Raw genomic sequence first — 15281 nt, forward strand, 5'->3', positions numbered from 1 at the left:
ATTTTTTTAATTTTATTGTTCTGTTCACAGGCATTGAATGTTACTGGTTTTAACATCCAATGCCGTTCAATCCACTGCTTTGAAAATCCGTTATAATTGATTAAATTTCATATTTATAGAGCCATTCTAATGCTTCAGATTAGCATCCATAAATGAATCGCAAATGGTCCAACCAATACCATCAAAATACCCGCAATCACCATGGTTAAACTTGCGATTACCCCTTCTTCACTATTACGCTGTTGCGCTCTCACCGTACCGAAGCCATGCGCTGCGTTACCAAATGCTGCGCCGTTTGCCACATTAGAACGGATTTTGGTAATCGCTAAAATGGCATCACCGCAAATCATCCCGACCAAGCCTGTAATCACTGTAAACAAAGAAACCAAAGCCGCCGAACCGTGAATATCTTCGGCCAAAATCATGGCAAAAGGTGTTGAAATAGAGCGTGCCATCAAGCTATTGGTGACTTCAGGACTAAAATGAAATAACTTTGCCATCTCATAGGCAGACATCACACCAACACTCATCCCGACGACAATCGCAATCGAAAGCACACCCAAGTTTTTACGAATCGTTTCTCTATAACGGTAAATTGGCACAGCGAATGCAACGGTTGCTGGCCCGAGTAAATTCACAATCCACTGCGTATCTTGCGCATAGGTCTGATATGAAATTCCAAAGATTGCCATCAACAGAATTGTGAGTACGGGCACACTAATCGCAGGTGATAGCCATAGTTGAGGATGTTTTTGATAGACACGCTTTGCCACAATGTAAGCAAGCAGCGTCCAGATCAAGCAAAGAATCGACCAAATATTCATATTGACGGCCTTAGATGTGCTTATGCTGAAAGCGTTTACGTTCATTTAGATAGCTTTTTAAGCGGTTGTAATAATGGATGGTTAAACAGGTGCTCAACATAACCAAAATAGTACCGACGGCAATACTCAATACAATTTGCCAGCCTTCAGCCATAAATAGACTTTTGTATTGCACGACAGCCACCACTACAGGCACAAAAAATAGCAATAATTCCCCTAAGACAAAGGTGGCGCCCATTGCCACTTGATCCATCTTAATGACTTTAAAAAACAGGCTGAAAAGCAATAGAAACATTCCCAATATGCCTGCTGAAATCGGGATGCCCAGTTTCTGGTTTAAGACATAACCAGCCAACCAAAATGCAGCAAGAATCAAAATTTGTTTAACCAACTGCAATAGTGAATTTTGCGGGATGGATCTAGAAACAGCTTCGGTACTCATTTAACAACATCAAATGGTGAACAACATGATTATCTTATCCAGTGTGTATCGCTTTAATATGAATTATTCATGCTAAAATTATGCCTAAATGGAATAATTTTAAGTTTGTTATGCTTTCACTAAAATCATTACAATGCTTTGTCAGTTTGGTAAACAGCAAAAGCTTTACCCGTACCGCTGAAGAACTCTCCTTGACTCAGCCGACCATCAGTAAAATGCTGCAACAGCTTGAAGAACAGCTTCAGGTCGCATTGTTTGTAAAACCTGAACATGGTCGAAAAAGACATGTTGAACTGACTGAAATCGGACAACGTGTTTATCAGCATGCGCTAGGATTATTGCAAGCAGAACAAAATATCTTTCTGGAAATTGAAAATTATCAACAATTAAAAACAGGTACCTTAAAACTCGGTGTCCCTCCACTCGGTTCACAACTGCTCACCACCGCCCTGTTTGATTATCATCGACAATGGCCAGATATCGAACTTGCCTTTCTCGAAGTCGGTTCTCGAGGAATCGAGCAAGCCCTGTTAAGTAATGAACTGGATGTCGGTGTGTTATTACAGCCGTTTGATCATCAAATTTTCAACAGTATCGAGCTGTGTGATTACCCACTGATGGTGGTATTGAGAAGAGATGCAACTTGGGCAACCCGCAAGAAAATAAATCTGGAAGAACTGCAACACCAATCTTTTTTGATGTTTCCTGAAAATTTTTCGCTCAACAGTATTATTCTTGACTCCTGCCAACAGCATGGTTTTTATCCAAGTATTGCTTGCCGTACCAGTCAATGGAATTTATTGGCAGATATGGTGCTACAACGTATGGGCATTGCCCTACTACCAAAATATTATACCGATATGCTTGATCCTACGTTATTCGCAGCAATCCCGATGGAAAAGCCCAACATTCAATGGCATTTGGCCATGGCATGGAAAAAGAACCTTCCTGTCTCTCCCGCAGTACGGGCATGGCTCGATGTGATTCATCAACATTTTCAAAAGATTAAGTCTACGTTAGAGCAATAAAAGATTGAAATAACGTTTGCAGAAAAATGGATAAAGCTTTGCCACAAAAAAGCTACCCAATCTTGACCCAGCTCGCCTAGACTAGAATGATCTGTTGATCATATGGCAAATAACAATGAGCGATTCAAACTATATTCCCCCACAAATCTGGCAATGGACTGGAGAAAAAACCGATTTAAATCAGCCGACGTCAGGCAGCCGTTATGAACATCGCTTACCTATCGGGAAACATCCATTGCAGTTGTATTCATTGGCAACACCCAATGGACAAAAGGTCACGATTTTACTAGAAGAACTGTTGGCATTAGGACATCAAGATGCCGAATATGATGCGTGGTTGATTAAAATTGGAGAAGGCCAGCAATTCAGTAGTGGCTTTGTCGAAATTAACCCGAATTCTAAAATTCCAGCTCTAGTGGATCATAGTCAAAATCAACCAATCCGTGTTTTTGAATCAGGTTCGATCTTGCTCTATTTGGCTGAAAAATTTAAAGCCTTTATCCCAACAGATATCGCTGCACGCACCGAATGTCTGAACTGGCTGTTTTGGCAAATGGGAAGCGCACCCTACCTTGGTGGTGGCTTAGGGCATTTTTATGCTTATGCACCTGTGAAAATTGAATATGCCATTAATCGCTTTGCTATGGAAACCAAGCGCTTATTGGATGTTTTAGATCAGCATTTAGCGAAAAATGAATATTTGGCTGGTAAAGAATACACCATTGCCGATATTGCGGCTTTTCCTTGGTACGGCAGTCTGGTCAAAGGTTGGGTCTATAATGCAGATGAATTTCTAGCTGTAGATCAATATAAACATGTACAACGCTGGGCAGATGCGATTCTGGCACGTCCTGCTGTGCAACGAGGACGAATGGTCAATCGTACTTTCGGAGACTTGGAAACCCAACTACATGAACGACATGATGCAAGTGATTTTGAAACCAAAACGCAGGATAAACTTCAATAAAAAAGATTTAGATCAAATTTTTATGCTAGTTCGCTAGCATAAAAATTTTAGATGCAATTCAATGAAAGAAATAGCTTACTAAAAAACAAGCAATATCTTCTATGGTGCACACATGACACTATATCAATTATTATCCTATCGAATTCTCGCCTTATTTATGTGTTTGAGCCTCAGTTCGTCAATTTGTTTAGCAAAAAACTTATCGCTTTTGCTTGATAAAGATGTGCAAGAATCATTAATTACAATCAATGGAAAAGAATTTATTGAAAAGAACCAAATAAAGACACTTGCTAATAAAAGCTATCAATATTTTTCGGTTAAGAAAGAAAACGGAATGATTTATGAAGCGTATATCAGACAATGCGCTAGTGATTACTTAAAAAATCTTGATAAAAAAGAAACAAAAGCATTCGACATCTGTACTCATGAAGTTATGGATAGTTTAGATGAATTAATGAACCAAACCAAATCCTTGCATATCCATTTTACAGGTACGCAATATGTCTATGACGGCGATGAAAACTCTACCCTGTTCCATTATTATTCTTTTGTTCATGTTAAAAATTACTATATGACCAATGAGCAAAAACATCCAATGTATGGGGTAATATATCGCTGTAAAGTGAAAGCTGAGACAATGGGATTAGAGGAATTTGTTGAGTCCGCAAAAAATACTTGTGCCAACACAATTGCTGTATCAGCCTCATCCTCTTTGAAATGAGCGCCGATAATTCAGCATATTGTGACTATTAGTCGTTGATTTAAAATACTCATCTGACTGTAATAGCTTATTCATTAAAGCAACTTAAGTATGTATAAAGTAATATTTTACCTATCAATGTAATCAATATAAAAGCACTTATTTCATCATAACAATTTGTATAAAAAAGATTTTTCCACCAATCAACAAATTTATTGCAACATTTTCTCTATTCAAAAAAGTCAATCAATTGCGCTATTTTCGCTATTTTGTATTTCATGATTTGGCTTTATTCTGAAAGATACAATGGAAAAAGCATAGAGACATCCTAACCTAGGATTTCTGGATTCAATAGATGGGAGTAGTGAGTTGAGTAATAAATTACAGTCTAAAATTGCTGGAATACAATTTCCCATTCAGTCAGGTAAAAAGACTCCTAGCACCACAGATACGGCAAAGAAAATTTTGCATGCTGCACTCAAAAGTGTTGATTCACCGTATGCCACTCAACTGAACTCTGAAAAAAATTGGCGAAAAAAATACCCTACCTACTTTCAAGAGCTTGTTCAAGCTGGTATTCGCTCTACCCAAAACCCACTATTGATTGCACAACATGGCTTAGATGCAGCAAAAGCCTTATTTACATATAACCGAGCTGAACAACAAACGACTTTAGAACAAGCGATGTCGAGTATTCAGGATCAGCCATTTGATACTTATGTACTCAAAGGTTCTGGCAGTTCAAGCATTGAACCTTGGTCTATTCCGTTTGAAGGCAAAAATTTACAGGGCCAAGCACTATTAGATCAAATTGATCGCTGGGAAAAACAGCAGATCATAGAACCGAGTCATGCAAAAGCATTACGTTTATTGCAAGCACACCCAGAATGGTTTGATTTGTCTACCCGAACGATGGTGCTGTTTGGCGCTGCATCAGAGGCAGGTCCTTTAAGTTGGCTGGCAAAATGGCGTGCCAATATTGTCGCTATTGATTTACCAAATCCTAAAATCTGGGAAAAGATCACCCAAACCGTTCAGCAAGGCAATGCCACCTTAATCGCTCCAGAATTAACCTTATCTAATCAAGAGAAACAGCTTGGTGCGAATCTATTAACTCAAACACCAGAAATTGCGAATTGGCTCAATACCTTTAAAGAGCCTTTAGACCTAGCGGGTATTGCTTATTTAGATGGTGAGAAACATGTGCGTGTTTCCATTGCCATGATTAGCATTATGGAACAAGTGAGCCAACTGAAACCCGATAGCAGCATTATGTTTATGCTGACTCCAACTGACATTTATGCAATTCCAAAATCCGTCGTTCATTCGATCCAAAACAAGATTCAGCAACGTCCAGCTCTAGAAAAACTACTGACAAAATCCATTCACAATATTTCGTTGAGCAACTTCTTTAAACCCAATGCTGAACAATTAATTGAATCAGATAACGGTCAACAATATGGCATCTCCGATTGTATGGTGATTGAACAAGGTCCTAACTATGCACTGGCCAAACGTCTCCAGCAATGGTTTGCAATTCACACTCGTGCACGTGGGCAAAAGACGGTAATCAATATTGCTCCTTCTACCACCACACACTCAGTAGTTAAAAATCCAATCCTGAAAGCAGCCTTTGCAGGTGCTGACTTGTTCAAGGTCGAAACTTTTAGCCCTGAAACAACCAATGCAATTATGGCGGCACTTTGGGTACATGATTTAAATAATCCTGACAGCGCTACCAACCCAGAGAAGCCATTAGCGCATCCTTTGGAACTGATTATGGAAAATGCCAACCATGGTGGTTTATGGCATGTTCCTTACTTGGCTAGAACGGCCTTGCCCTTCGCTGCTGCGTATGGCTGGATCAGAGAGAAATTCTAATAAGTCCATAGCTTAAAATTAGAGTAATAGAACAAAAATAATTTTTGTTCTATTATGGCTTACTTAAACTTTGTTGCAAATAATTATCATTATCATGCATAATTGGTGAAATTTCACTTAATAATGCTGCGTAAATGATCATGAAAAAGCAAGAACAGATCTCAAAAAATAGTAATATCCTTCAGCAAAATGATCACATGAGAAATTTGGAAAATCTTGAATTGACCATTCACTCAATTTCAAGACCTTTTCCAAGCATTTTGCGTGTACGCGGAAAAATTAATACGAATCAGCCTGATTTATGGGAAAAACCCAATCTCGCAGTTCGTCTTGAACTCTCTCATGCAACACATTCTGCCCGCATCTCCCGGGTCTATACGATCCGTTCTTTTAACTGTGATACACATGAAGTTGAAATTGATCTGATTGAACATGAGGATGAAAGCCCTGCTATGAAATGGGTACATTCAGCTGAAATTGGTTCGACCATTCAAATTATTGGTCCAAGACCTCATTTTGTCCCAGATTTTGAGGAGAAAAAACATGTGCTCATGTTTGCCGATGAAACCGCCCTTCCTGCCCTTTATTCAATCTTGCAACATTGGCAAAACAATATAGCTGCAGATATTTTTGTTGAAAGTCATGACACCAATATTTGCGAATACCTTCCAAATCAAGAAAATGTCCAAATACATTTACTGCAAAGAGCTCATCAAAACCAGGCTGGAAAAATGGGACTTTTACTTAAAGCTGCTTATCAATTTCACCATACAGATCACATTACAGTTTGGGCAGCGTGTGAACGTAATGAGGCTCGGGCAATTCGTAAATTCTTTTTAGATGAAAAATTAATGGATAAAAAGGATGTAATGGTCACTGGCTACTGGAATCTAGGACTTTCGAGTACGATTTTAGATCAAGTCCGTCTTGAGTATTATCAAAAACATTTAGATGCAGGAAAAACTCTAGAGAGCTTTGATGATTTAGATATGTTGGTTTAATTCGCTGACTCTCTAGAAACTACAGATACATAATATTAAAATGCATCCCAATAAATCCAATGCAACATGGCATTGGATTATTTTTATTAGATAGTTGCCCTGCAACCAACACTGACCGACAATAAGCTTTTACTCATATGTAAGGCTTCATCGAAGCTGTCTGTTTTATAAAAAGGAATTTTCCAAACTTTCTGATCACGGAGCAGATCGCTTTCTTCAATCTCCATTTCTGTAATTTCAATCCATCCTTTTACAATCGATAATGCTTGCGTATGAGCCTTAATCCACTGAATCGCCTGCTTCCATTGCTCTTGTGCTGGCGATGGTTCGTTAAATTTGGATTGTAAATGTCGAACTAACACAAAAGCTTTCTGCTTTTGTAATAGCTGATCTAACTGCTCAATAAAGTCAATCAAACTTCCCTGATGCTGATGTGTTATTTCCACCGTAGGAAAATTTTCTAAATTTAATTCCATGTCATGCTCCTAAAGAAAATTATTGAGTTGGACCAGACTGTAATTCTTTGACTAAGCTTGGCAGTACAATTGCTTGCTGCGTTAATTCCGCATAAAAATTTGCAATTTGGAAGGGTAGAAAAACTCGGTTATTCCAATCTGGATATTCACGATAGATCGTAGGCGATATGGTCTGAATAATTTGATCCTGATTAAGTCCTAATGCAATGTGCTGTTTGACTAAAAATTTCACGCGAAGCATATGCTGCTTAAATGCTTGTAGATCTTGAATTTTAGAAAGCTTGCCATGTCCAGGTACTACAATTTTCGGTTTCATTTCAATTATCTGTTGGATCACCTTGATCCATTCACTCCCTTTCGCATCAGCATCAGGCATAATCGGATAAAAGTTTTTTTCATACAAATCACCCATAAAAACCGTACCTGAAGTTTGATCATAAATAATTTGATCTCCTCGTGTATGTGCCGGCATTTCCTGCAAAGTGACCAATCGACCACCTAAATCAAGTATTGTTCGCTTGCTATAGGTTTTATCTGCATTACGAATCACCACCTTTTCAAGTGCTTTTTTTTCAATCTGACCAAATGCTCGAAACATCTGAAGATAATTTGCGCCTTTATCTTTTAGCTCATACTCTTGTTTTTGATTGATGATATAGGTCGTATCTTTAAATTCAGCAGCACCAAATTGATGTTCTGGATGAAAATGTGTGGTTGTGAGATAAATTTTTCTATTTTTAGCAATATCTTTTGCGGCTTGATAAACATGTTGGCCATTTTGCATGCCCATACCCGTATCAATCACTAAGATTGCATCTTTGCCTTCAATGATTCCAATATTAGGTACATAGTTAATATATGGATCAGGAATCAACCAGACGCCAGGTGCAATAATTTGCTTCTTTTCGACCTGAACAATAGGCGCTGCAGTCAGTTGATACTGAATACTACTTTCTGCAACATTGCTATTTGCATAGACATGAAAGCTACTCAATATCATGAGTGAAAATGCGAGGGAGAGTTTGATCTTCATTGCTTTAGTTTCCTCAATAATTTGAAGAAGTGATACGATAGATCCATAATATGAGCAAAAGCTCATATTAGATACTCGCATTCGCAGTACTGTATTTTAATTTATTTAAATGAATAGGTTATGAATGAATCCTCTTGTTTTTTTGAGAATAACTCAGTCATTACTCGTATTTTTTCAGACCGATAGGATTGCAAGTATTTACGAAAAGTGAGTTAATGCTCACATTTGTTCTGTCTGATTTATTCAAATGCAAACAGCCTTTAAACCAAGAAAAATGCCCCGCCAAGGTCGTTCAAAAGTGACTGTGGATGCGATATTACAAAGTGCAGCTGAAATTCTGAAAGAAATGGATTATGCAAAATTTAATACCAATTTAGTCGCAGAACGCGCAGGCATTAGTATTGGTTCTCTCTATCAATACTTTCCCAATAAAGATGCATTAATTGTCGCACTACATAAAAAACATACCCAACACATTCATAATTTAATTCGAACTGTAATTGATAGTCAAAATGCACAAACCTTAAAACAAAGAATCGAATCTCTCGTTGATGCTGTCATCGCCGCGCATTCATTTGAGCCAGAATTACATCAACTGCTTGAAAAAAAGCTCCCATTTTTTGATATCAATCGTGTTGAAGATGAAACAGGGATTCGACAGGAAATTTATCGCTTGGTTGAATTACATCAAAATGAGATCGTAGAAAAAAATACAGCACTCATGGTCTGGATGATTCTTCAATTATTAGAATCATTAATTCATGCTGCTGTGCTTGACCCCCCCGTCAATATCGCGCCACAGACAGTGAGAAATGCCATTATTCAGTCGATCTATAATTATTTAACCAAAGCCTAGAAAGCTGGAAACAGGTTAAGCAAAAATTGATTTCTATTTACTATAACTCTACTTAGTCATCCAGCTATTACACTGTAATTTTTATTCTGCACTTTCTTTTATTCTGCGACGGATTTCTTCCCGCCATTTCGCCGCATTATCCTGTTGTTTATTCAGTACGACACCAAGCATATAAGCAGTGACCGCAGCACCAATGAGTGCAATCCCACTTTCATAGATGATATCAATTATAAATTCAAAGATACCTTCTGATAAAAAGCTTAGTGTGCCTGAATATTTAAGGAATTTTGCAAGTGCGACGATAACCACACCTAAACATGCCCCTGCCCAGAGAAAAAATTTATGGATATTGATTGGGGCAGTTATTTCATCGATCTGGTCTGGATATTCACGATAATACTGCACTTCTTCATCCGTAACTTCAGGCGAAGACTTGAAAAATAACCGCATAAAAAGTGCATCATGATCTAGCTTTAACCCTTTTTTCATTCTCATCATCTATATTTTTAAATTTCTAACATGTTAGCTATTTTTAATTTATGAATAAATAACAGGCTGCAGCCAAACACTTTAGGCCGAAAGTAAGAATATATTCACAATTATTAAGTCAAATTTAACGATAGTTTGAACAAAAAGTGGCATACAGTAATGAAATATAATAATTATTACAGAAGAAAACTTATCATTATTCATTAAAAATAATTAAGTATACCCTTTAAAAAAAAGATTTCTTTGTTATAGTATTTTACCAATGATTTCCAGAAAGAGATCAATCGGGTGTTGATGCTTGGAAGATTGCTTGGGTTCTATGCGATCTTTTTACAAATCGCTGTATTCTTACAGCCATTGCTGCCAGAGAAATATCAAGTTTCTCCAGTATGTGAGACTATTACCCAAATTTTGTTGTTAGACCATCATTCCGCTTCACAAGATCATCATGTTTCGGCTCAGCATCACATCGGACATGAACATCACACTTTTTCAGCTGAAGCTAAAACACCGTCTAGTCACCATCATCACCATGATGCTAACCATCAATGCCAATATTGTGTGGTATATAGCCATGTACTACCGTTACCTGATATTGATCTGAAACACATCCTTATCAGGATTCAGGTACGGTTTCTTGCCTTTATTGAAAACTATTTCCATGTTTTCTTTCAGCTTCAGCAACTCTTTCTCACTCCTCAAGGTCGAGCACCTCCTCTCTTACTCTCATTCTGACTTGAAGCTCAAAACCTTTCGGTTTTGAAAAACTTATATTTTCAAGAGATTAGAGTAATGTTCTGTTTTTTTAATCATACCTGTAAATTGGTAGGAATATTTGCAGCTGTAAGTTTAGCTCATCAATTGCAAGATGAGGTGCTGCCATGACTTTAGGTTTTACCGCACTCGAATTGGCAAGAATACAATTTGCCTTTACTGTTTCTTTCCATATTATTTTTCCTGCCATCTCCATCGGATTGGCCAGCTTCTTAGCGGTTTTAGAATGGCGCTGGCTACGAACCAAAGATCCGATTTATAAAGATCTCTTCAAATATTGGGTCAAAATTTTTGCGGTTGCCTTTGGTATGGGCGTTGTTTCGGGTGTCGTCATGAGCTACCAGTTTGGAACCAACTGGAGTGAGTTTTCCCGTATTGCAGGAAGTGTGACTGGTCCCTTATTAACGTATGAAGTGCTCAGCGCTTTTTTCTTAGAGGCAGGCTTCCTCGGCATCATGCTGTTCGGTTGGGGACGAGTTAGCCCCAAAGCCCATTTTTTTGCCACCTTAATGGTCGCCATTGGTACCTGTATCTCCATGTTCTGGATTTTGTCATCCAACAGTTGGATGCAAACGCCTCAAGGTTTTACGATCGAGAATGGCATTATTGTGCCAACCGATTGGTGGGCAATCGTATTTAATCCATCCTTCCCTTACCGACTTGTGCATATGGCAATTGCAGCCTTTATGGTTGCAGCGCTACTCGTTGCTGCAACAGCAGCTTGGCATTTACTCAAAGGTCGTCGTGATGCCTTGGTCAAAACCTCGTTTTCGATGGCAATGTGGCTCATTCTGGTCTTAGCACCTTTACAGGTATTTGTTGGTGATGCGCATGGCTTGAATACTTTAGAACATCAACCTGCCAAACTTGCAGCGATGGAGGGCCATTGGGAAACTAATTATGATGAAGGGATGCCACTATATCTATTTGGTGTACCAGATATGCAAGAAGAACGCACCAAATACGCAATTGCCATTCCAAATCTAGGCAGCCTGATCTTAACCCACTCTATGGATGGCACGGTCAAAGGCTTAAAAGACTTCTCCCCAGAAGATCGACCAAACTCAACCATTGTATTCTGGAGTTTCCGTGTCATGGTGGGCTTAGGGATGCTCATGCTTCTGCTCGCCTTCACTGGTGTCTGGCTCAGAAAAACTGGAAAGCTGTTTGAAAGTAAATGGTTTCATCGCTTTGCATTAGTGATGGGTCCATCAGGATTTATTGCAGTACTGGCAGGTTGGTTTACTACCGAAGTTGGTCGTCAGCCTTGGGTGGTTTATGGCGTGATGCGCACTAAAGACGCGCTTTCTCCTGTTTCAGCCGAACAAGTTGGTCTGACCTTGATTATCTTTGTGGTGGTGTACTGTGTTGTGTTTGGTATCGGGATCTATTACATGCTGAAACTGATGCATAAAGGTCCTCAATTCGTAGAAGCTGTTGATCTTGAGCCTGCAGGTCATGGGCATTTCAAAACGCCAATGCGTCCTTTAAGTGCAGTTGATGAAAACATCGATGCACAAGACCCAAACAAGGAGAAACACCATGATTGATTTATCTCTGATTTGGGTTGGGATTATCGGGCTTGGTGTCTTGATCTATGTCATTTTGGATGGTTTTGATCTGGGAATCGGAATCTTATTTCCGTTCATCAAAAGCCGTGAAGAACGTGATGTGATGATGAATACCGTCGCGCCTGTCTGGGATGGTAATGAAACGTGGATGGTGCTCGGTGGTGCAGGCTTATTCGCAGCCTTTCCATTGGTCTATTCAACTGTGCTGTCTGCTTTGTATATGCCGATTACCCTGATGGTAATTGCCCTGATCTTCCGTGGGGTTGCTTTTGAATTCCGCTTTAAAGCCAATCGTACCAAATATTTATGGGATCAAGCTTTTATCTGGGGTTCAATTCTGTCTAGCTTCATGCAAGGCGTGATTTTAGGGGCTTATATTCAAGGCATCCAAACCACCAATGGGATTTTCTCAGGTTCAGGTTTGGATTGGTTCACTCCTTTTGCCTTATTTACAGGATTGGGTGTGGTTGCCATGTATGCGGCATTAGGTTGTGGCTGGCTGATTATGAAAACCGACCATGAACTTCGAGATCAAATGTATGGGCTGATGCCTAAATTGATCATGGTTTTGTTTGTGGTCTTTGCAGGAGTCAGCCTCTATACCCCACTGACCCATCCTGAAATTGCAGCACGCTGGTTTGCCTTACCGAATCTACTGTACTTTAGCCCAGTACCGATCTTGGTCTTACTCTTTACATTCCTGATTTTAAAGGCATGTAAACAACGTCAGGACTTTAAACCTTTTATCTATACCTTGGCGCTCGTGTTCTTGGCCTTCACTGGCTTTGTGATTAGTCTCTGGCCGAATATCATTCCGCCATCCGTCACGATTTGGGAAGCAGCAGCACCGCATTCTAGTCAGAAATTTGCATTGGTTGGCGCTGTAATTCTGATCCCGATCATTATTGCCTATACCATTCTGTCGTATTGGGTATTCAGAGATAAAGTACGGGTCGGAGATACAGGTTATCACTAGGAAGCAATGTAATGAAACTATCTAAAACACAATGGTTTATTGTACTTTGGCTCGCTGGATTTTTAGGGTTGTTGGTGATTGCCATGTTCTTTAGAGTATTGTTAAAACTCGCTTATTAAGCTGAACTTTTTCTTTCAATTAAAAAGACTATACCTCGGTATAGTCTTTTTATCATGAATAACAACAATAAAAAATATTTATTTTTAAGCATCTAAACTATCTTTTAGATTCTCAATTTGCAAAATAGATATGACTGAACCGTATAGAAAGGCATGCGAATTTCCGACAAAGGAAAATTCAGAATGCACATAAAGCATGCTAACATCTAAATACTGACAATACACTATGTCAAATTATTTGGAAGGGTTCCAATATGCTAAAAACACAACAGGTCAAGATAATACAAGAATTCAATGCGCCAATAGACAAGGTCTTTGCCGTTCTCAGTGAACATGAAAACCTCAACAAGATTTTTGCACCCGCAAAAATTACTCGTATTAATAATGGCAAAGATGCTCGAAATGGCGTGGGTTCTGCACGTAAACTTTCGATTCCTTTAGCCCCTTCATTTGTTGAAACCAACTTGGTTTACCAAGAAAATGAATTGATTGAATATGCGATTACCAGTGGTATTAGTCCAATTAAAGCACATCGTGGCATCATGAAGTTTAGTGATTTAGGTGGTGACCGTACTCGATTGGATTACACCATTACCTTTAAAGGACGTGTTCCTTTGATTGGCCCAATTATTAAAGCAGCGCTACAAAATGGGATCACTCGTGGTCTTAAAAAACTGAAATTTTAATACTGTTCAAGCACTTTCTCCTTGACGGTTTACTTCATTCCGTCAAGGTTGACACTATGTTTAAAGTGGAGATGTTACTGTGCCTAGCGGTTCTTTCCGAGTGATTGAATGATCTGGCTTACGCAGCAAAATTAATGCAGAGATTGCAGCCAATAAAATCATTGGAATGCTTGATGCAATCACCACAATTTCACTTTGACCTGTTCCGAGTAGATAGCCTGCAACTAAAGGTCCTGCAAAAGCACCTAAGCGCCCTACAGCAACAGCAGCTCCTACACCGGTTCCGCGCATTTCAGTGGGATAATATTTTGCTGCCAAGGTGTATAAAATTGATTGACAGCCGATCACAAACATTCCGCAGCTTGTAGCAAACAAAATAAAACTCGACGCGCTATTGGAATAGGCCAAACCAATCAATGAAATGAGAATACCGGCATAAACACTGGCAACAATAAAGAATTTATTCAGTCGATCCAACATCAAACCTAAGATCAATACCCCAATCGAACCACCTAAATTAAAACCGATCTGAATATAGCTGGCTTGTTGCTTATTTAACCCTAGTCCCGAAATTAAAGTCGGTAACCAGTTCTGAAACAATGCTAAAACCAGTAAGGTACCAAAAAAGCTGAGCCATAGACTAGATGTCACCACGACACGTGGTTTGGCAAAAAGGACGTTTAACACACTTGGTTTTTGTGTAGTGGCCTGAGGAATTTTATTTAAATAAGCTTTTGATTCAGGTAAAAATAAAATAAGAATAGGAACTAAAATTAAAGGCGCAATTCCGCCTATATAAAAGATATGTCGCCATTCATGATCTGCTGTTAAAGACAAGGCAACCAAGGAAGTCAAAACACCGCCTATCGGCATACCGCAATACATCGCACTGACAGCCGTCGCTTTATACTTTTCAGGTACCGCTTCAGAAACCATGGTAATCACGATGGGTAAAGCTCCACCCATGCCGAGTCCAGTCAGAAAGCGAACTAAAAGTAAGGAGTTCAGATCTTTGGTAAATGGCGTCAGTAAGGACATCAGCCCAAAAATTGCAATCGAAGTGATAAATACTTTTTTGCGACCAATCGAATCAGCAATTCGTCCAGCGATCAACGCACCCGGCAATGTGCCTAGAACCGCAGCACTGAACACCCAACCCATCTCGGTACTGTTTAACAGCATTTCTGCTTTCATCCGTGGTGCAGCAACACCCATAGATTGCAGATCAAATCCTTCAATAATGGCAAAAATGAAACATAGGATGAGTGTAATCACGATTGCTTGTTTTGAAGTGCCTGCCTCTATATTGGTCTCTTTTAACATTGTTATCTTCCCTTTTTTGATTCTTCCAGTTTATCGATCTAAAATTCTAAATATAGATTTAAATATCCATTAAAGTCGTTAAAAAGACTAGCAGAGCGAATATAGTTACGCAATATGTATTGAAATTATGCAATT

Annotated in this window: 16 protein-coding genes; 10 read left to right on the plus strand and 6 right to left on the minus strand. The window is 39.0% G+C overall.

The annotated features are described in order from the left end of the window. Positions 1-134: 134 nt before the first annotated feature. The gene (locus F993_RS12810; protein WP_004653493.1) at positions 135-824 is read right to left on the minus strand and encodes an LrgB family protein; all 690 of its coding nucleotides are present in this window, start codon (positions 822-824) and stop codon (positions 135-137) included. 10 nt (positions 825-834) lie between these two features. Then, positions 835-1266 carry a CidA/LrgA family protein gene (locus F993_RS12805; protein WP_004653494.1) on the minus strand — a complete coding sequence of 144 codons (432 nt, stop codon included), beginning with the start codon at positions 1264-1266 and terminating at the stop codon, positions 835-837. Positions 1267-1376: 110 nt separating this feature from the next. On the opposite strand from F993_RS12805, the gene F993_RS12800 reads away from it, so the two are divergent. From F993_RS12800 to F993_RS12780, 5 genes are all read left to right on the plus strand, one after another. Then, positions 1377-2294: a LysR family transcriptional regulator gene (locus F993_RS12800; RefSeq protein WP_032812451.1), complete on the plus strand. Its 918-nt coding sequence runs from the start codon at positions 1377-1379 to the stop codon at positions 2292-2294. A 115-nt stretch (positions 2295-2409) separates the two neighbouring features. Then, positions 2410-3261: a glutathione-dependent disulfide-bond oxidoreductase gene (yghU, locus tag F993_RS12795; RefSeq protein WP_004653497.1), complete on the plus strand. Its 852-nt coding sequence runs from the start codon at positions 2410-2412 to the stop codon at positions 3259-3261. A 112-nt stretch (positions 3262-3373) separates the two neighbouring features. Further along, a complete protein-coding gene (locus F993_RS12790) occupies positions 3374-3982 on the plus strand; it encodes a hypothetical protein (RefSeq protein ID WP_004653498.1) in 609 nt (202 codons plus the stop codon). A gap of 348 nt (positions 3983-4330) precedes the next feature. Continuing rightward, on the plus strand, positions 4331-5842 hold the full coding sequence (locus F993_RS12785; RefSeq protein ID WP_004653499.1) for a hypothetical protein: 1512 nt from the start codon (positions 4331-4333) through the stop codon (positions 5840-5842). Between the two features lie 140 nt (positions 5843-5982). After that, positions 5983-6843 carry a siderophore-interacting protein gene (locus tag F993_RS12780; protein WP_004653500.1) on the plus strand — a complete coding sequence of 287 codons (861 nt, stop codon included), beginning with the start codon at positions 5983-5985 and terminating at the stop codon, positions 6841-6843. An 86-nt stretch (positions 6844-6929) separates the two neighbouring features. On the opposite strand, the gene F993_RS12775 is transcribed toward F993_RS12780, so the two are convergent. Next, entirely contained in the window at positions 6930-7319 is a 390-nt protein-coding gene (locus F993_RS12775) for a hypothetical protein (protein ID WP_004653501.1), read from the minus strand. A gap of 19 nt (positions 7320-7338) precedes the next feature. Continuing rightward, the gene (locus tag F993_RS12770; protein ID WP_004653502.1) at positions 7339-8352 is read right to left on the minus strand and encodes an MBL fold metallo-hydrolase; all 1014 of its coding nucleotides are present in this window, start codon (positions 8350-8352) and stop codon (positions 7339-7341) included. A gap of 247 nt (positions 8353-8599) precedes the next feature. Here F993_RS12770 and F993_RS12765 point away from each other — a divergent pair, with 247 nt between their 5' ends. Continuing rightward, positions 8600-9208 carry a TetR/AcrR family transcriptional regulator gene (locus F993_RS12765; RefSeq protein WP_004653503.1) on the plus strand — a complete coding sequence of 203 codons (609 nt, stop codon included), beginning with the start codon at positions 8600-8602 and terminating at the stop codon, positions 9206-9208. Between the two features lie 81 nt (positions 9209-9289). On the opposite strand, the gene F993_RS12760 is transcribed toward F993_RS12765, so the two are convergent. Further along, positions 9290-9697, minus strand: a complete 408-nt coding sequence (locus F993_RS12760; protein WP_004653504.1) for a hypothetical protein — start codon at positions 9695-9697, stop codon at positions 9290-9292. A gap of 294 nt (positions 9698-9991) precedes the next feature. On the opposite strand from F993_RS12760, the gene F993_RS12755 reads away from it, so the two are divergent. The 4 genes from F993_RS12755 to F993_RS12740 all read left to right on the plus strand — a co-directional run bounded on the left by F993_RS12755 (position 9992) and on the right by F993_RS12740 (position 13823). Continuing rightward, a complete protein-coding gene (locus tag F993_RS12755; protein WP_004653506.1) occupies positions 9992-10432 on the plus strand; it encodes a DUF2946 family protein in 441 nt (146 codons plus the stop codon). Positions 10433-10578: 146 nt separating this feature from the next. After that, on the plus strand, positions 10579-12021 hold the full coding sequence (locus F993_RS12750) for a cytochrome ubiquinol oxidase subunit I (RefSeq protein WP_004653507.1): 1443 nt from the start codon (positions 10579-10581) through the stop codon (positions 12019-12021). Then, positions 12014-13018 carry a cytochrome d ubiquinol oxidase subunit II gene (gene cydB / locus F993_RS12745; RefSeq protein ID WP_004653508.1) on the plus strand — a complete coding sequence of 335 codons (1005 nt, stop codon included), beginning with the start codon at positions 12014-12016 and terminating at the stop codon, positions 13016-13018. The genes F993_RS12750 and cydB overlap by 8 nt, the downstream gene beginning before the upstream one ends. Before the next feature lie 373 nt (positions 13019-13391). Further along, a complete protein-coding gene (locus F993_RS12740) occupies positions 13392-13823 on the plus strand; it encodes an SRPBCC family protein (protein ID WP_004653510.1) in 432 nt (143 codons plus the stop codon). Between the two features lie 60 nt (positions 13824-13883). Here F993_RS12740 and mhpT read toward each other — a convergent pair whose 3' ends face one another. After that, the gene (gene mhpT, locus F993_RS12735) at positions 13884-15146 is read right to left on the minus strand and encodes a 3-(3-hydroxy-phenyl)propionate transporter MhpT (RefSeq protein WP_004653511.1); all 1263 of its coding nucleotides are present in this window, start codon (positions 15144-15146) and stop codon (positions 13884-13886) included. Positions 15147-15281: the final 135 nt, after the last annotated feature.

Origin of the sequence: Acinetobacter proteolyticus (assembly GCF_000367945.1) — a bacterium.
Lineage (GTDB): Bacteria > Pseudomonadota > Gammaproteobacteria > Pseudomonadales > Moraxellaceae > Acinetobacter > Acinetobacter proteolyticus.